The 17,105-nt window shown below is 46.6% G+C and carries 16 protein-coding genes; 3 read left to right on the top strand and 13 right to left on the bottom strand.

Annotated features, from left to right (window positions below; translation table 11 throughout):
• Positions 1–8: 8 nt before the first annotated feature.
• From BMY78_RS02800 to tkt, 3 genes are all read right to left on the bottom strand, one after another.
• Positions 9–1,364, bottom strand: a complete 1,356-nt coding sequence (locus tag BMY78_RS02800) for a glucose-6-phosphate isomerase (RefSeq protein ID WP_076291734.1) — start codon at positions 1,362–1,364, stop codon at positions 9–11.
• A 187-nt stretch (positions 1,365–1,551) separates the two neighbouring features.
• Positions 1,552–1,869: a pyrimidine/purine nucleoside phosphorylase gene (locus BMY78_RS02795; RefSeq protein WP_053781719.1), complete on the bottom strand. Its 318-nt coding sequence runs from the start codon at positions 1,867–1,869 to the stop codon at positions 1,552–1,554.
• A 146-nt stretch (positions 1,870–2,015) separates the two neighbouring features.
• Positions 2,016–4,058: a transketolase gene (gene tkt, locus BMY78_RS02790; protein WP_090894472.1), complete on the bottom strand. Its 2,043-nt coding sequence runs from the start codon at positions 4,056–4,058 to the stop codon at positions 2,016–2,018.
• A gap of 433 nt (positions 4,059–4,491) precedes the next feature.
• Between tkt and BMY78_RS02785 the strand changes: the two genes are divergently transcribed.
• Positions 4,492–4,980, top strand: coding sequence for a hypothetical protein (locus BMY78_RS02785; protein WP_090894470.1), 489 nt, complete (start codon positions 4,492–4,494; stop codon positions 4,978–4,980).
• A gap of 80 nt (positions 4,981–5,060) precedes the next feature.
• Here the strand turns inward: BMY78_RS02785 and purU are convergent, their stop codons facing one another.
• Positions 5,061–5,954, bottom strand: coding sequence for a formyltetrahydrofolate deformylase (gene purU, locus BMY78_RS02780; protein WP_090894468.1), 894 nt, complete (start codon positions 5,952–5,954; stop codon positions 5,061–5,063).
• 22 nt (positions 5,955–5,976) lie between these two features.
• Positions 5,977–7,104: a deoxyribonuclease IV gene (locus BMY78_RS02775; protein WP_090894466.1), complete on the bottom strand. Its 1,128-nt coding sequence runs from the start codon at positions 7,102–7,104 to the stop codon at positions 5,977–5,979.
• Between the two features lie 170 nt (positions 7,105–7,274).
• On the opposite strand from BMY78_RS02775, the gene BMY78_RS02770 reads away from it, so the two are divergent.
• Entirely contained in the window at positions 7,275–7,745 is a 471-nt protein-coding gene (locus BMY78_RS02770) for a DUF2621 domain-containing protein (RefSeq protein ID WP_090894464.1), read from the top strand.
• Between the two features lie 157 nt (positions 7,746–7,902).
• Positions 7,903–8,814 carry a TIGR01777 family oxidoreductase gene (locus BMY78_RS02765; RefSeq protein ID WP_090894462.1) on the top strand — a complete coding sequence of 304 codons (912 nt, stop codon included), beginning with the start codon at positions 7,903–7,905 and terminating at the stop codon, positions 8,812–8,814.
• On the opposite strand, the gene BMY78_RS02760 is transcribed toward BMY78_RS02765, so the two are convergent.
• Genes BMY78_RS02760 through BMY78_RS02725 form a run of 8 tightly spaced genes read right to left on the bottom strand, consistent with a single transcriptional unit; the run spans position 8,803 to position 17,096 of the window.
• Positions 8,803–10,719 (bottom strand): DUF6382 domain-containing protein, encoded by a 1,917-nt coding sequence (locus BMY78_RS02760; RefSeq protein ID WP_090894459.1) that lies wholly within the window; start codon positions 10,717–10,719, stop codon positions 8,803–8,805. The two genes, BMY78_RS02765 and BMY78_RS02760, sit on opposite strands and share 12 nt — an antisense overlap.
• A 26-nt stretch (positions 10,720–10,745) precedes the next feature.
• Positions 10,746–11,255 carry an A24 family peptidase gene (locus tag BMY78_RS02755; RefSeq protein ID WP_090894457.1) on the bottom strand — a complete coding sequence of 170 codons (510 nt, stop codon included), beginning with the start codon at positions 11,253–11,255 and terminating at the stop codon, positions 10,746–10,748.
• A gap of 11 nt (positions 11,256–11,266) precedes the next feature.
• Positions 11,267–12,352 (bottom strand): pilus assembly protein, encoded by a 1,086-nt coding sequence (locus tag BMY78_RS02750; protein ID WP_090894455.1) that lies wholly within the window; start codon positions 12,350–12,352, stop codon positions 11,267–11,269.
• A gap of 28 nt (positions 12,353–12,380) precedes the next feature.
• On the bottom strand, positions 12,381–14,531 hold the full coding sequence (locus BMY78_RS02745) for a hypothetical protein (RefSeq protein ID WP_090894453.1): 2,151 nt from the start codon (positions 14,529–14,531) through the stop codon (positions 12,381–12,383).
• 57 nt (positions 14,532–14,588) lie between these two features.
• Entirely contained in the window at positions 14,589–15,263 is a 675-nt protein-coding gene (locus BMY78_RS02740) for a TadE/TadG family type IV pilus assembly protein (RefSeq protein WP_090894451.1), read from the bottom strand.
• Complete coding sequence (locus BMY78_RS02735) at positions 15,247–15,435, bottom strand: Flp1 family type IVb pilin (RefSeq protein WP_090894449.1); 189 nt, start codon at positions 15,433–15,435, stop codon at positions 15,247–15,249. The genes BMY78_RS02740 and BMY78_RS02735 overlap by 17 nt, the downstream gene beginning before the upstream one ends.
• 11 nt (positions 15,436–15,446) lie before the next feature.
• Entirely contained in the window at positions 15,447–16,316 is an 870-nt protein-coding gene (locus BMY78_RS02730) for a type II secretion system F family protein (protein ID WP_090894447.1), read from the bottom strand.
• Between the two features lie 12 nt (positions 16,317–16,328).
• Positions 16,329–17,096, bottom strand: a complete 768-nt coding sequence (locus BMY78_RS02725) for a type II secretion system F family protein (RefSeq protein WP_090894445.1) — start codon at positions 17,094–17,096, stop codon at positions 16,329–16,331.
• Positions 17,097–17,105 lie beyond the last annotated feature (9 nt).

The following is a 17,105-nucleotide window of genomic DNA, read 5'->3' as shown; positions in this document are numbered from 1 at the left end:
CCGATGAATTATTCGGAAAGTCTCGCTTCAAGCGCTGCTTTCTCTTCTTCAAAGCCTGGTTTGCCCAGCAAAGCGAACATATTTTTCTTGTAAGCTTCCACGCCTGGTTGGTCAAATGGGTTGACTCCCAGCAGGTAACCACTAATGCCGCATGCTTTTTCAAAGAAGTATACCAGATATCCGAAAGAATATGGAGACATATCTGGAATGTTCACAATCAAGTTTGGTACTTGACCATCTGTGTGTGCAAGCAGTGTTCCTTGGAACGCTTTTTTGTTAACGAAGTCCATCGTTTTGCCTTCAAGGAAATTCAGACCATCCAGATCATCCGGATCCGCTTCGATCGAAATATGCTCCGATACTTCAGCAACCTGAATCACTGTTTCAAAGATGTTCCGGCTGCCCTCTTGAATGAATTGACCCATGGAGTGCAAGTCAGTCGAGAAATCAACGGATGCAGGATAAATCCCTTTGTAGTCTTTACCTTCACTCTCTCCGTAAAGCTGTTTCCACCATTCGGATACAAAGTGCAGGGATGGCTCGTAGTTCACGAGGATTTCTGTGCCTTTACCTTTGCGATACAGTGCGTTACGAACAGCTGCATATTGATATGCTTCATTCTCAGCTACGTTCGGGTTGCTGTATTCTTTGGAAGCGTCAGCCGCACCTTGCATCATTTCTTCGATGCTGATGCCAGCTGCTGCGATTGGCAGCAAACCGACAGCTGTCAGAACGGAGTAACGTCCACCTACATCATCCGGAATAATGAAGGATTCATAGCCTTCTTCATTCGCCAGTTTTTTCAGTGCGCCGCGCTCTTTATCTGTTGTTGCATAGATCCGTTTGCGAGCTTCTTCTTTACCGTATTTTTTCTCCAGTGCTGCACGGAAGATACGGAAAGCAATCGCTGGCTCCGTTGTTGTACCGGATTTGGAGATAACGTTAACGGAGAAGTCTTTGCCTTCAACCAGATCCAGCAAATGAGTTACATACGTGGAGCTGATGTTGTTTCCTGCAAAGTAGATTTCAGGCGTTTTGCGTTTGTCTTTAGGCAGATTGTTGTAGAAAGAGTGCGTAAGCATCTCGATCGCTGCACGTGCACCAAGGTATGATCCACCGATACCGATAACGATCAGTACTTCAGAATCGCTTTGGATTTTAGCAGCCGCTTTTTGAATACGGGAGAACTCTTCTTTGTCATAAGCGGTAGGCAGGTCGATCCAGCCCAGATAATCCGATCCGGTTCCCGTTCCGTTGTGGAGCTGCTCGTGAGCCAAACGAATCGGTTCAGCGAAATAGTCCACTTCATGTTGATTGACAAATTGCAGGGCAGTGCTGTAGTCAAACTTCACTTTTTTTGCCATGATCTATAAAACCTCCTGATATCGGTAGCGTATTTTTTTCCGTTTTCCATTCTAAAACAACTTAGCCTAAGGATACTTCAAATCCACAGGGCTGACAAGCTTGCAGCCCGAACTTTGTCGTTAGAGTTTAAGAAGCAAAAAGGGTTAACCGAATCCGCGAGTCGCGGTTCTGGTTACCCTTCTTGTATTATTCCGCCGGGTACGAACAGCAGTAGTCGGTAACGCTGCGTATCTCCAGTTTAAATTTGGATTCGGCAGGTACGTGGAACGTAGCTTGACCTTGAATCTCTTGCCAATCTTCTTCTCCGGGAAGTAATACTCTCAGATCGCCGGACAGAATCTCCATAATTTCACGTGAATCTGTACCGAACTCATAACTGCCTGGAAGCATAATGCCCAGAGTCACCTTGCTGCCATCCCCCAAAATAACTGTTCTGCTGGTTACCTGGCCCTCATAATAAATGTTGGCCTCTTTCACTACACTGACTTGATCAAACTGTGACATGCGTACCCGCTCCCCCTGAAGTTAATGAAAACAAAAGGCAAAACAGATCAGGGCGATTGCCCGCCCATTCTCTGCCGGAATTCACTTGCTGCTCGGCAGGACTCGCAGTTAAGCTCATCCCATTCACAGCAGCGCTTATGAAGCTATTACAGCAATGCTTTTACGCGACTAACCACGTTCTCCACGGTGAAGCCGTACTCTTGGATCACACGGTCGCCAGGCGCAGATGCACCGAATGTGTTGATTCCGAGAATGTCGCCTTGATCGCCGACATATTTTTCCCAACCCATTGGGTGAGCCATTTCAATCGCCAGACGCGCTTTAACATCCGGAAGCAGGACGGATTCTTTGTAGGCTTTGTCCTGTTTCTCGAACAGATCCCAGCTCGGCATGCTGATTACGCGAACTTGGATGCCTTGTTCAGCAAGTGCTGCTTGAGCTTTGACAGCCAGCTGCACTTCGGAACCTGTCGCGATGATTTGAGCAACAGCTTTGCCGTCTTTTGCATCAGAGACAACATACGCACCACGTTTCACGTTTTCACGGGAACCTTCAACAGTACCTTCCAGAATCGGCAAGTTTTGACGAGTGAGTACGAGTGCAACCGGATTGCTCTTGTTCTCAAGCGCGTAAGCCCATGCTGCAGAAGTTTCATTACCGTCAGCCGGACGAATAACTGTCAAGTTAGGAATGATACGCAGGGATGCCAATTGCTCGATTGGTTCGTGAGTAGGACCGTCTTCACCAACAGCGATACTGTCGTGAGTCAGGACGTACGTTACAGGCAGACCCATCAGGGCAGCGAGACGAACAGCTGGACGCAGGTAGTCTGTAAATACGAAGAATGTACCTCCGAATACTTTCACACCACTGTGCAGTGCCATACCATTCATTGCTCCAGCCATACCGAATTCACGGATACCGAAGTAGATGTTGCGACCGGAGTAATCTTCAGGTGTGAAGTTCTCCAGGTTGTTCAGGTGAGTCATTGTGGAGCTTTCCAAGTCAGCAGATCCACCTGTCAGTTGTGGCACGTTATGAGCCAAACCGTTCAGAGCATTACCGGATGCTACACGAGTGGATACAGCTTTGTCTGTTGCTGCATATTTAGGCAAATCACGATCCCAACCTTCTGGAAGGTCACCATTAATTGCCGTTTCGAATTGAGCTGCCAGCTCAGGGAATGCTTTTTTGTACTCGGCAAATTTCTCGTCCCATGCTTTGTTTGCAGAGATACCACGATCTTTCACTTGTGCAAAGTGTTCGCGAACTTCAGTTGGAACGTGGAAATCTTCCTCGTAAACCCATTTGTAAAACTCTTTGGTCAATTTGGCTTCGTCTGCACCCAGTGGAGAGCCGTGAGTACCGCCGTGGCCGCCTTTACCTTGTTTGTTCGGGCTACCGTAACCAATTACAGTTTTAACTTCAATCAGTGTAGGACGAAGCGTATCTGCTTGACCTTCCTCGATTGCTTTTTGGATTGCAGGCAGATCGTTACCATCTTCAACGCGCAGTACTTGCCAGCCGTAAGCTTCAAAACGCTTCGCAATGCTTTCGGAAGAAGACAGATTCAATTTACCATCCAACGTGATGTCATTGGAGTCGAACAACATGATCAATTTACCCAGGTGCAAACGTCCAGCCAGGGAAGCTGATTCATGGGATACGCCTTCCATCAAGTCACCGTCACCACAGATTGCGTAAGTGTAGTGGTCGATTACGTTGAATTTGTCTTTATTGTATGTTGCGCCCAGTTGAGCTTCAGCCATAGCCATACCTACAGCCATTGCAATACCTTGGCCCAGTGGTCCAGTTGTTGCGTCAACGCCTGCAGTATGTCCGAATTCCGGGTGACCCGGCGTTTTGCTTCCCCATTGGCGGAACTGTTTCAATTCTTCCATAGGCAGGTCATACCCGCTCAGGTGAAGCAAGCTGTACAGCAACATGGAGCCATGTCCTGCGGACAGGACAAAACGGTCCCGGTTAACCCAAGTTGGGTGGTCCGGGTTATGTGTCATCGTTTTTGCAAAAAGTTGGTACCCCATTGGAGCGGAGCCCATAGGCATTCCCGGGTGTCCGGAATTTGCCTTCTCGATTGCATCAATCGCCAGTGTACGTACGGTAGTGATTGACAGATTGTCGATGGTGTTGTTCTCTTCCTTTTGAATCGCTTCGTTCTTGTCAGTCATGGTTTGTCCTCCTCATGTCTTTAGATAAGTCGGGTTGCGCAAGCGAATCCCTCTCATCATACAAGCAAACCGAATTTCACAATAAGTGAATCCGCTTGAGTGTTTCATTTTGACTTATTCACTTTTGTATTGTATCACTTGGCGTGAAGGTTTTCCATAACCTTCTTTTAGAAGATCGGGAAAATTCGGCTGTTTATGACGAGGGATTTGTTTCCAGTTGCGCAAAAAGAGTGTCATACTGAGCATTTCAGCATATCTTCTAGCTCAGCCAGCATCGCAAATCCATCGGATGAAGTATAACCTTTAAGCGGAAAACCATACTCTTTTTAGATATTGAAGTTGATTTTGCATATAATGGTCCTTGATCATGATTGGAAAAATCGGACTTTTATGCACATCAGGCTGTACTTCATATGGAAAGGAGGGTTCGCATATGCCGGAACATTTGGCTAAGTCAACAAATTCGCTAAAGCACATATTACCCTGGAAGGCCGGGGTTTTAACAGGTCTTACATCCGGACTGGTGCTCGGGTTCTTTTTAAAGGCTATTCAGACCTACACTGGTGAAAAAGTCTATACCTTGCTGCTGAACATTGATTTTGTTCCATGGCTTCCGCCCACATTACCTGAATACATCGAATTTGTGCTGCATCTTATCGTTTCCATAATCATTGGCATCTTCTACATATGGTGGATTCAGCGTTCAGGTCATCCGATATTCAAAGGCATCCTGATTGGAGTTCTATCTTCCCTGCTATATATACCGCTCTCCCAGCTTTCGAGTCGTGTGCCTGATCTATATGATATAAAAGCGATTCTTTACTGGTTGGCAGGGCATCTGTTATTTGGCGTGGTCCTTGGCTGGTGCGGTCATCTACGGAAGCACAACCAAAAAGGCGATCCCCCGTTCAGACATGAATAGGGAACCGCCTTTTCTTTTTTTCGGAATAGAACTGAACTGCATCTTTCCGAATCAACCTTGCGCAGTATTAAAGTATTAGCTTAAAATACAACGGTTTTATTTTCATGAACCAGTACACGGTCTTCAACATGCCATTTGACCGCACGAGCAAGAACTACACGCTCAATGGTACGTCCAATGCGTTTCAACTCGGTTACATCATCCCCGTGGCTTACACGCTGAACGTCCTGCTCAATGATCGGTCCGCCATCCAGCTCTTCCGTAACATAGTGAGCCGTCGCACCGATAATTTTGACACCTCGGTTGTACGCTTGGGCATACGGTTTACCGCCGACAAAGGCAGGCAGAAATGAGTGATGAATGTTAATTATGCGATTGCGGTAATGCTCAATGAACATCGGAGAAATGATCTGCATGTAACGCGCAAGAATAATGACGTCGATATCATTGCCAATGACGTCCAACTGGCGTTGTTCCGCTTCCTTCTTCGTCTCTGCTGTAACCGGAATATGGTGATAAGGAATACCAAATGATTCTACGTAGTCTTTCATATCCAGATGATTGCTCACAACAAGCGCGATGTCTGCATCCAGATCGCCAGCCTGCCATTGCCACAACAGCTCAACCAGACAGTGATCCTCCTTGGATACAAAAATGGCAAGTTTCTTTTTGCGGCTAACCGCAGAGAGACTCCAATCCATTTTGAAGCGGGTTGCCACTTCTTCGAAATCTGCTTCCAGCTTGGACAGGTTCACCGATAATTGTGGAAGATCGAACTCAATCCGCATAAAAAACATGCCGCCAGCCGGGTCCATTGTGTATTGGTCCGACTGTACAATGTTTGCACCATGCTGGTGCAAGAAATGGGATACTGCGGCAACAATTCCCGGTCCATCCGGACAGGAAATAAGCATCCGCGCCCGATCGGCGCGGTTTTTAACATCAGGTCGTACTTGTTTAGCGTGAATCTCCATCGGGTTAATTTTCCTCCTTCAACTAGGCCGTGACAAAAATTTCTTTGCCTGCAAGCCAGGCGATCAAACGTTGATTCAGTTGTTCTTCATTCAAGTGCGGGAACAATGCGGCTTCAGCCACGAGATCATACAGACGTTCCAACGGCTCACGTGGATCGGCTTTCTTCGCTTTGGCGTCATTCTTGAGCAATGTCCAGATATCCAGAACATATGAACGGGACTCAATCTCTTTTCCTTTGAAGAAATGATGCAGTTGTTCCACTTCTGTCAGGAATTCGGGACCAAATCGACCAGCAACATCCCCGCGAAGCAATGCAATCTCCGCTTCATACATAGGACGCTGAGTTTTGGCTTCTTTACCAATCCAAGGCGTTTCCAAAATAAACGGACGTCCTTGAAGAGCCTCGTGATGCACGACACGGTTAATGGCTTCAAAACCAATCCAGCCGGAGCCAATCGGTGTATGACGGTCCTTGTGCGCACCCACAGGGTTCTTACTATCATTAATATGCATTACGGCAATGCGGTCAAGCCCTACCGTACGATCAAATTGTTCAAGAACACCGTCCAGGTCGTTCACGATATCATAACCCGCATCGTGAATGTGACATGTATCCATACATACAGTAAGGCGTTCATTGTGTGTAACCTTCTCCATGATCTGAGCAATTTCTTCGAAGCTGCGGCCCATTTCAGTTCCTTTACCGGCCATCGTTTCCAGAGCGATATTCACATCCGTCTCTTTGACTCCGTCCAGCACTTCATTCAAGCCTTCAGCAATACGCCCGATGCCGTAGTGAGCATCCTTGTCCGTAAATGCGCCGGGATGCAGCACGATATTTTTGACACCAATCGCATGTGTACGACGGATCTCTTCCTGAAGGAAACTTACGGCCAGTTCATACGTGTTTTCTTTGTATGATCCGAGGTTAATAATGTATGGCGCATGGACAACGATATCTTCCATTCCGCCCTCTTGCATCGCAAGCTTGCCTTCCTCAATAAACATGGACTCAATAGGCTTGCGGCGGGTATTTTGCGGTGCACCCGTATATATCATAAACGAACTGGAACCGTACGAGGACGCTTCCTTCGTTGCACTCAATAATCCCTTGTCCGAAAAGGACACATGGGAGCCGATTTTAAGCATCATTAATCCCCCTTTTTCTGAATTAACCCTTATTCTAACGCGATTATCGAAATAAATCTAGAAATGCGCTATAATTCGGGATATAGGCTATTTTTTACAGCTGTAATTTGGAACATGGGTGGGCGGAATCCGTCTTTCCGTGAAAATCAATAATCCGAGGTGACTCCGCAATGATTTTCGGCTCCTACGCTTTGACGTTGACCAGTAGTTCCCCCAGCAATTGGTTTATGAACACAATCGCATTCTGGACCGTTCTTTTGCTCGGAAGTATGTGTGTTGGCGGATTTTTTATGATGCGCAAGTTTTTGAAAGTGCTTCCGAAGGCAGACGGGAAGTCCAAACTCGATTGGCAGAACCACTGGGTTGAAACCAGCCGTCATTTATGGACAGATGAAGCAAAAGCTTTTCTTGACCAGCTTGTAGAACCTGTTCCCGGCCCATTTCGAGATATCGCCAAACATTCCATCGCAGCAGAAATCGGGAAAATTGCGTACGAAGATAATGCACCTGAAGTATCCAGGGATCATTGCATTAAAGGATACATTATAGCCACACCGAAGCGGGATAATAAGTTTCTGGTGAAATTTCTGGAGAAGAACCAAATTGACTATTCGCCTTATAAACATTTGATGAATAAATAGATCAATGAATTCAGCCGAACATGTATCAGGCTTACATATGTGCAAACATGCTCCGTCAGGTAAGTCATCCCCAGCAAGGCAGTGCTTACCGCCCGGGGCTGTTTGTCGATCTAGCAATACATGTCAGTACAGTCAAAATAACAAGGGGGTCGCCAAGATGAAGATTGCGATTTGTGGAGGTACCGGTTTTGTCGGAGGAGCGCTCGTTGATTACTGGCTTCAGGCAGGCCATCATGTGAAAGTTATTACACGCAAACTGCCGAATTTACATAATACCAGCCAAAATCTTACTTATATCTCATGGGAACAGGTAGAGGAACAGCCTCATTTGCTGGAGGGAATGGATGCTTTGGTGAATCTCGCCGGGGAAACGTTGAATCAACGTTGGACAACCAAGGCGAAACTGGAGATCGTTGAATCGAGAGTGACTACTGTAGCGCGCGTAGCCAAATTGATAGATTTACTGGAACACAAACCGGAGGTAGTCGTACAGGCATCTGCCATGGCAATCTATGGCACCTCTCCCACAGAAACATTTGATGAGAACAGTCCACAAAAATCGATGAATTTTCCATCCCGCGTCTCTGAGCAATGGGAAGTTGCTGCTGATGCCATCAAACATGTGAGACTCGTGAAAATCCGCGTTAGCCTCGTGCTTGGTCATAAAAAAGGAGCTTTTCCATTAATGAAACTTCCTTATATGCTTGGTGTTGGGGGCAGGGTGGGAAGCGGCAAACAGTGGACCAGCTGGATTCATATTATGGATATTGTGCGTTTGATTGATTTCACGATCCACAATAAAGAAATCTCCGGTCCGGTGAACGCCTCTTCGCCTAACCCCGTTACCAACGATGAATTCGGACGAACGGTAGGCAAAGTGTATCATCGTCCGCACTGGTTCCCTGTACCCGCAATTCTGATCAAAACACTGGTTGGAGAACTCTCTGTCGTGCTGCTGCAAGGGCAGCGGGTTATCCCGCAAAAAGCGTTGGATCACGGATTCCAGTTCACCTTCCCTACATTAACCGAAGCACTTGAAGATCTTAAACACCGGGGTCTATCCGACTGATCGATACGTATAAACAGACTCAGCCAACGTAAAGGTATCTCCATCTTCAAGTGGATATTCTTTGTACGGAGCAAGAACATTGCCCTTGAGAATGGTTCCATTCACAGAACCCAAATCCTTAATAACATAGCCCGATTTGTTCCGGCTCAATTCCACATGAGCACGGGACACGCCGGTTGCTGAATCTACCCACTGGACCATGTCCGCCGATCGACCAATAACAAACGATGCTCCACGGACATCCATCCGTTCATGTTTGTCTCCGCTTGCTGATCTGCGTTCAAGATAAAAGGAAGGTACAACTGGACTTGCACCTGTTAAGCCTCCGCCGGCAACACTCTGCAAGTTTACAGTTGCATCAGCCGCCGCATGATGACGCACAAGTTCCGATGTTGCTGCCATGGCTTCGACAGTATGCTGAATGAAAGGTTCATCGGATGCTTCAGATGGTATATGTAGATTATGAAAGCGAGAATTTCCTGCTACAGATGACCTGGATTCATAAAATTCCCCCCGTTCTGATTGAGCACTCTTCATATCACCAGAGCTCTGTTGACTCGTGTAGCCTTGTGCATACGTGTTATCTTCGGGTGACATTTCAGATGCATTCCAACGCCAGCTCTCCTGAAACATCTCTTCTTCGCTTTCTTTCTGCTTATCTTTGCCTCTACCCAAGCCAAAAAAAACAGATCGCTTATTGGATGACCCCTCCTGTAATTCGTTATCTGTATATTCTTCATTCGGCATATTTTGGCGTAGCCGATTGGATTTCGAATTTCCAAATTTCCCTTTGGTCACCCATGCCCAACCTGCAATCCCAAGCAACCCAGCACTTAATGCTGCGGATAGAATCATTTGTGTCTGCCCTGGTTGTTCCATATAGATGAATCTCCATACCAATGCCGTGGCAATCATACAACCCAGAATGATATAGGTCGTTTTGGAAGAATCCTGCTTCTTGTCCTTCTCATCCTTTTCCATATCATCGTCCTGTATTGAATCAAACGTTTGGAGCTGTGACGGATTTTCAGCACCTTTCGCTTGCAATGAGGACTCTATCAGTGAACGTCTGCCGGAAAATCCTGAAAAGGGTTTGTTAAGTGGTTTTTCATCCTCCCCAGTAGATACCCAAGGTTGATGATTTGATTTCAAGTGCTGCCCAGCTTCGCCGTTTCGATCTAACTGACGATACTGGTCTTGCCCACTTCTATTGGAAAACGACTCATGTCCCTGCTCTGGGATCACAGAAAATTGAATTCCTAATTTACTGTCAGTTAACCCGGATGACCCACGAGAAGACATAAATGATGCCTGTCCTGAACCGCTCTGCTCATCTGCATATAACTCAAGCAAAAGTTCACGCAGCTGTCTGATATCCCATTGTTCACTGTCACATAGCTGGAGGACACGCTGAATCCCTTCGCCTTGAAGTTCCTGAACATGGGCCATCAGCCTAATAACCAGTTCGCGGAATTGCTGAGGCGTCGGATCACTCTCAATTGCATCAACAATCGGGATGTATACCAAACCAAGTTCTCCCAGTTCAAGTGAACCATTAATAAATATGTACTCTTCCTGAATCTGTAATTTGCGTGAATCCAACATATATTGTCTACATTCCGTAAACGTGTCTGCCAGCTGAAACAATAGTCCATATAACACACGCAGCTTGATTTTTCCTGACTTCAACATCTGAGGTAACATCTTATATCCTGAAATATCATATTGTAACGTTACATTTCGGTCTACCTCTCGAATATGAATTGGAAGAAGTCGAGGAATTTGATTGGAAGACAACATGCCCATCTGCACACGGCTCAGTTCGTCCATTCGCAACCCTTCCACTTTCTCCAAAACCATAAACGACCCGCCGTTTCGAATGAAATCTCTCGTTAATCCATACATGCCAATCCTCTCTTTCCATTGCTTAATTAAGTCATGTAGATATAGGCGCTAATGAATCCCGGCAATACGGCCAGCATAAAAGGAAACTTCAATGTCTTTTCATGATGAACCAGTTTGAGCGAACCGAGCATGAAGAAACCGGCAAGATTCCCTGCCATGCCGCGAATGCGCTTTGCAGAATCCCTGCGGAACAAGAGAATAATTAATCCAATTGCCCCTGCATACAAAACGGAGTAAATAATAACGTGAACGCCAAAGGCCAGTCCTGTCCAAACTCCAATTCCTCCAAACAATTTAACATCTCCCGCACCCACTGCCCCAATCAGATACATTAGAAATAACACACCGAACCCCATCACGAATCCGGCTGCAGAGAACAGAAACCCCTCCCATCCTCCCCAAATAATATGGGCCAGCACTCCCGCGACAGTTACTGGCAAAGTCAAACGATTTGGGATTTTCATTGAACAAACATCTGTAACAAAAGCCGCAATCACATATAGACCACAGGCCCAGTAAAACCACTCCACCTCCATCATCTCCCTCCTTATTTTCTGGAAGCCACATTAAACTCAGTCACCGTCTTGGCACCCTCCGCTGTCTCTACAACAAATGTCCATGTGCCTTCTGTAGTACGTGTACCGACAAACCAGTTCCACTCAATCACACCATTTTCGTCGGCAGTTGCCCATCCGATATGTTTGGCTGAACTTTCACCGGACTTGTAAAATATCGTAAGATTCGCTGTAGCCCCAGGCTCCACTTTGACCTTAATGGTCGCGTTGTTGCCTATGTATGCTGGCTCCGGCTTGGATAACACGGTTGCTGCTCCAGCTGAATCCGCGTCTCCTCCACTACTATTGGAGCCTTCTCCAGTATCTCCAATCCACACCCGTTCTGCCGCAGCAGCTTGAATACGTAAAGACTTCCCTAAAAAGGGGACTTTAACAGGCAATTCATAGCTCAATTCAAGCCGAAAGTAAGGATTCGTTTTATTTTTGAGATCAGGTATGGAAATACCATTAACATGCACACGCTCTACATCCAGTAGAGAAGTATTAATAAAAGGCTTGAGCAGCGGCTTAACGGTCGGATCAAGCACCGTCTCAAGAACGGATGTCTTGATTTCCTGTAACGGTTGTTCACCTCTGGCAGCAGCTGCACGAACCCAATCACTGAGTGGCTCCGGCAGTGAAGAGGCATACTCTTCGGCCCATTCCGTCAGTGACAGCTCCGGTATTTTCCATCCCCCCTCTGAGCTTCCACTACCCGCGGAATCAGAGGGTGTGAACACAAGGGATACGGGATATATTTGGGTGGATAACTGCTTTACCGCCTCACCTGCCGTGCTCTGCAACGCTGTTGATACCAACGTCATCTGCACGATGTAAATCAGGAACATGACAAAGAACAGGAATACAGGCAAAACCAGCGAGGCTTCCAAAACGATGCTGCCTATTTCCTTTTCTGATGAACCCGTCTTTTTTGTAGAACATTCTTTTATTGGAAAACGCACCTTGGGAGTAGAATGTATCTGCTCAGTCAGAGACTTCAATCTTTCCAATCTACGCACTCGTGTAAGTTGATTCTGTAAACGTGCCAATATTTTTTCCTGCTGATGCTGCTTATCCATAATCCCTCCACGAAAAAACCCGGATTATTCAATAGGAATAATCGGCCTTCCGATCTATGAAAAATCGCCCATCTTCTACCTGGTCTGCACTACCCATGACAGCACCTATACTTCTTGTGACTCCCGGTAAAAACCACAATTTGATACTACTGCGAATGTTTCCTGAAGCGTATGTCTGCTTCTCATCCGGATTCACTCCGGTATTCAATCGGATCAAAGCCAACATTCTGGACATTTTGCGTTCATTGTTGCTATGCATTAATAGGAACAAACGGAGATGGTCCCTGTATGTAAGCTTGACTTTGATATATTTGGACAATTCCACACTGCCGTCTTTAGCCAATTTCACCATATCTGCTATAGCGTTTGTAATTCCGTATAAAATCGCAGCAGATAATACAAGTAGTGGATTTCCAAGCTTGCTGTTCTCAATCAATCCTTCTGCAGTTCGAATCGCCAGACGCATACCAAAGATCTCCGCATATGCAGCCGCCATATTCCCCGAAGGATTATGAAAACCATAGATAATATACTCCAGTTCCTGATTTTCCAGTTTGAACACTTCACCAGCATCTCCACTACCTTCAGTCCAGCTCAGCAGCTGTCCAAAATCCATCGAGTTGAAATATGCCAGTGCATACTCATTCTGAAACAATTCATCGCCAAGACTATCCAGCAAATTGGACATCCCGCCGAACAAACTGTCCATTCCGTTCATGGCATCACCACCAGAGTCATACGGATCGCCAGCAATCTCTGCCTTCTGGGCTTCCTCACGGCTCGCTTGGTTAAAAGCGATGTTGGCGTTGTAGTACTCCTCCAGTTGTTTAAAGGCTTCCATGGAGCCGGAGCTCCCCTTTTCGATTTGCGATAATATGCGTTTAACTTCCTTCAACTTCCCTTTGGATTCCTTATCATTCGCTTTGCGCTGGGCATCGGAGCCACGACCGCTCTCCAACAGCTGTTTGCTTTGAAGAATGACATTGGAGGGACCACTTCTTACATAAGTGTCCATGTATCGTTCCGTGACTTGACTAGCCTGTCTAACCGCTGGTTTAATGGAAACACCACTCATTACCGTAACCGAACGAAGCTGCGTATTAAGCTCCATACTGTCATTTCTGACATTGGTAAAATCCGAATTTTGTGAGCGTACACGTGCATTTAACTGATCGAATAATGTGTCGGCTCTTACAAGTTCAGAAGCAAGGGAGCGTGTACTCTTGGCTTCACTTCCCGATCCGGTAGATGGAGGACTCGTCCCAGGCAGTGTTGAGTTGCCTACTTTTTCATAACTGGCATTCTGTGAACGGTTCTCCCCCTCAGCGATTACACGCTTCATTTCCTCATTGATCTTGCGAGCTTCTTCAATCTTGGCCTGGGCTTCCTCCAATTTTGTCTGGTGAGCTTGCAATGCTGGTTGTATGATCATGCTTATGCCTGTCGCCACATTCCCCACACCTGTCCGATAACGAGCCAGCTCTAGCATGTACTGTTGCTGGTTGAATGGCAGTCCCTCATCCATTTGTTTCTTGTTTAGATAATCCGCATAACGCGCTGCTACTTCAGCAGCTGTCTCTGGCGTCTCTCTTAACATCTCATCATAAATGGCAGAGGAAGGCGGATTCATGATCAGTGCGGGCAGACCCTTCAGCTTATCGGCAGATTCCGTCTGATTGGCTATTGCTTCGTCCAGCAATTCCTCACGTTTGTCATACAGTTTCTGCAATTTCTTGAGCAGATCAACAGTATAAGCAGCTTCTTTCATCTCTTCCGACATCGGCTTAAAACGGTTGACAACTTCCAGGGTAAAATCAACCGGCGCACGATATTTCATATCCTCCTGAATCTGGCGATTAAAAATATCGTATCTGCCCAGTTCACGCTCCATGCTTAGTGAAGTCGTATCCCATTGGATATCCAGAATGGGAAAACCATCTTTCACAGCCGAGGGCTTCACACTATCATTCAGCACCTTGGCCATAATGGCCTCACCACTGCTGTCACCGTATCCAAATAGACCATACTCCCGCAAGGAAGTATCATAGGCTGACATCACAGATCTCATCGCTGCATGCGTCATTCGTTCTGCCTGTACTTTGAAAGCAGCAATACGTGCATAATCAATGAAAATGGAAACAAACATAAACATTCCAGCCAAAATCAAGATCAAGAACACGGTTACGGCTCCTGATTCACCGTCTTTTTTTCTGAACAGTGTTTCCTCCTCCTCTCCTCATTTTTTGCTTTTGCCAAAATACTGTACAACCTGTCCCGCTTCAGCGGCAGTACTGGCTGTGCCTCCGCCCTTGCCTTTAAACTTGGCCGCATAATAACGGACCAGATCCACCGTTCGGATGAATTCCGTCGGTTCTACAACCGTTGATGACCATTGTGTTAATACACTGTTACCTGAATCGAATAAAAAAGAAGGCAGCGGTAAAGAAATCACCTGCTCCAGCTTGGTTGTAACTTTTCGTTGGATCAGCGAATTCTGATATTCAATTGTCCCGTTCATGCCAGAAGGCATGCCTTCTGCGGCTTGGGACAGTTTCTTTTCCGATAGACTTCCGCCTTCTCCCGCAGGTACTGACACAATAACCTCATTGTCCGCTCCCGCCCAACCAAACAGTGCTCCGAGCAATCGATCATCGGTCAGTCTCCAGTACAGGTTGTCATATTCCTCGGCCACAACTTCACCCGTCATCGCCTGCTTGTGGCTGTTGTCCCAACTGTAAGCGGCACGTTCAGAAGCTGCATACGCATGTTGGTTCAGAAATGTCTTTTGATACATGTACATGGAGAAAAAGAGGAGCAAGACGAGAATAAACAACACGATAGGGAAGACCAGGGAAGCTTCAATGGTGAAGCTCCCTTCTTCCTTTTTGAATTGGTTATTCGAAAAACTCATTACTTCTATTGCTCACATTCGTTAACAGTCTTTCTACCAATTTTTTAATTTGATCCTTGAATATTAATGCAATAATGATAATAACGCCGATGATCAGAATAAGCTCCAGCGTACCAAGCCCTTCCTCTTCCCTCCAAAATCCAGTTACTTTGCTTTTCATCAATTCCAGCATCCCAATTCCTCCTACATATTCATCATCATAAAAGCAGGTGCCCCGATCATCACGACAATCGAAAAAAAGATCAGTACCATCGGAAACACCAGTTTGGAAGAAGCCTGTTCTCCCTTAGCCCGACTAACGGCCTTGCGTTTTTCCCACAACACATGGGACAGATCCCGCAGCGCCAGTACAAAGTCACCTCCCCCTCGCCGAAAATTCAGCAGCACTGTTGTTGTAAAAATCGTCACTTCCTGTACACCACACCGACGACTGAACTGTTCAAAGGATTGTTGAAACGAATAACCGTTGTTCCAATCCCCAACCATCTTTCGCAGCTCATTATAGAGGGGATGATTCCGTTCTCCCTGACTGGCTACACAGTGAACAATGGCACGCTGCACCGTTTCTCCCGCACCAACCAGCAGAACAATGCGGTTCAACAACTCCGGCAGCTCCATGAGTATGTCCTGATCTCTTCGCTGTACTTTGGTGTTAAGGTCTTTGTAAAGGGCGAAGGGCAGTGCAACACCCAGTGCCAATCCACCTACCATACCGCCAAGTCCCATATCCCCAACGAGCGACAAAAGGCAGCCTACGAGCAACATCAGCCATGAGTAAGTCAGCATTTCAGCACAGTAGAGCATCGTTTTCTCGCCACTATGCTGTATGCCATACATTTTCTGAATGGCATGCTGCATGCGGAACATGAGCACAGGCAATCTGCGGCCCACTTCGAACTTGTCCAATAAAAACAAAAAGGGACCATGCAGCTTCTTCAGTCGTAATCCTTCCATATCCAGTTTGCGCAAATGCCGGTAAGTCTGCCCTCGCGTTCGATCCAGCACCAGCCACCCTGCTCCGAGCACCCCTCCGAAAATAACGGGAAGCAGCATCGTGTCAGCTCCTTATACTTTGATATCCATAATGCGTGTAATCCACAAATAACAGCAGGCGAGTAATGCCAATGCCCCGCTGGAGATCATATATCCCATCCCGCTGTATAACGGCTCCATAAAATCCTTGGCCGTAAAGTTTAGAAAAATCAGAAAAATAAATGGAGCGGCAAACATCACTTTGGATTCAAACTTTTTCTGTGCCACCGCTACCATGATGTCCTGCTGAATATCCAGCTTCTCACCAATGACCGCAGAGGTTCGCCTCACCACTTCGACCAGATCTCCACCCGTTCGCTTACAAGTGATGAACACATCGGCAAAGTTTGTGATATCCTCAATTTTGGCCCGGTCCGAGAAGTCTTGCAGTGCCTCTTCAATGGGCTGACCATATTCCATCCGCGTCCTCAGAATGGTGAATTCCCGAATGAGATCCGTATCGGCCTCAGGGTTCAGCATGCGCAGATCCTCCACGGATTCCTTAAAACCGTTCTCTACCGATTTTCCCGCAGCCAGCGCGGAGGACAACGCATATAATGCCTGCTTAAAATGTAAACTGAGAGTCATTCTTCTTCGTTCCAGCAGTACTTTTGTCCAGTGTTTTGGTACCCATATACACCCCGCAGCCAATATCAGTCCGGCCAACCAGTGATGATAGAACAGAATACCGACACCAAAGAACAACAAACCACTAATCAGCATGCAGACCATCCGCTGTTTCCGGGATAGCGTATATACGGTGTAGTCCGTTAACGCCTGTCTGGCCTCACCCAACTTCATCACCTACCC

The organism is Paenibacillus sp. OK076 (assembly GCF_900110055.1).
GTDB lineage: Bacteria > Bacillota > Bacilli > Paenibacillales > Paenibacillaceae > Paenibacillus.
This window is presented reverse-complemented; position numbering and strand designations above follow the sequence as displayed.

Excerpts from the sequence above, each read along its gene's own strand:
- BMY78_RS02800 (WP_076291734.1), bottom strand. The coding sequence starts at position 1,364 with ATGGCAAAAAAAGTGAAGTTTGACTACAGCACTGCCCTGCAATTTGTC.
- BMY78_RS02795 (WP_053781719.1), bottom strand. The coding sequence starts at position 1,869 with ATGTCACAGTTTGATCAAGTCAGTGTAGTGAAAGAGGCCAACATTTAT.
- tkt (WP_090894472.1), bottom strand. The coding sequence starts at position 4,058 with ATGACTGACAAGAACGAAGCGATTCAAAAGGAAGAGAACAACACCATC.
- BMY78_RS02785 (WP_090894470.1), top strand. The coding sequence starts at position 4,492 with ATGCCGGAACATTTGGCTAAGTCAACAAATTCGCTAAAGCACATATTA.
- purU (WP_090894468.1), bottom strand. The coding sequence starts at position 5,954 with ATGGAGATTCACGCTAAACAAGTACGACCTGATGTTAAAAACCGCGCC.
- BMY78_RS02775 (WP_090894466.1), bottom strand. The coding sequence starts at position 7,104 with ATGCTTAAAATCGGCTCCCATGTGTCCTTTTCGGACAAGGGATTATTG.
- BMY78_RS02770 (WP_090894464.1), top strand. The coding sequence starts at position 7,275 with ATGATTTTCGGCTCCTACGCTTTGACGTTGACCAGTAGTTCCCCCAGC.
- BMY78_RS02765 (WP_090894462.1), top strand. The coding sequence starts at position 7,903 with ATGAAGATTGCGATTTGTGGAGGTACCGGTTTTGTCGGAGGAGCGCTC.
- BMY78_RS02760 (WP_090894459.1), bottom strand. The coding sequence starts at position 10,719 with ATGTATGGATTAACGAGAGATTTCATTCGAAACGGCGGGTCGTTTATG.
- BMY78_RS02755 (WP_090894457.1), bottom strand. The coding sequence starts at position 11,255 with ATGGAGGTGGAGTGGTTTTACTGGGCCTGTGGTCTATATGTGATTGCG.
- BMY78_RS02750 (WP_090894455.1), bottom strand. The coding sequence starts at position 12,352 with ATGGATAAGCAGCATCAGCAGGAAAAAATATTGGCACGTTTACAGAAT.
- BMY78_RS02740 (WP_090894451.1), bottom strand. The coding sequence starts at position 15,263 with ATGAGTTTTTCGAATAACCAATTCAAAAAGGAAGAAGGGAGCTTCACC.
- BMY78_RS02735 (WP_090894449.1), bottom strand. The coding sequence starts at position 15,435 with ATGCTGGAATTGATGAAAAGCAAAGTAACTGGATTTTGGAGGGAAGAG.
- BMY78_RS02730 (WP_090894447.1), bottom strand. The coding sequence starts at position 16,316 with ATGCTGCTTCCCGTTATTTTCGGAGGGGTGCTCGGAGCAGGGTGGCTG.
- BMY78_RS02725 (WP_090894445.1), bottom strand. The coding sequence starts at position 17,096 with ATGAAGTTGGGTGAGGCCAGACAGGCGTTAACGGACTACACCGTATAT.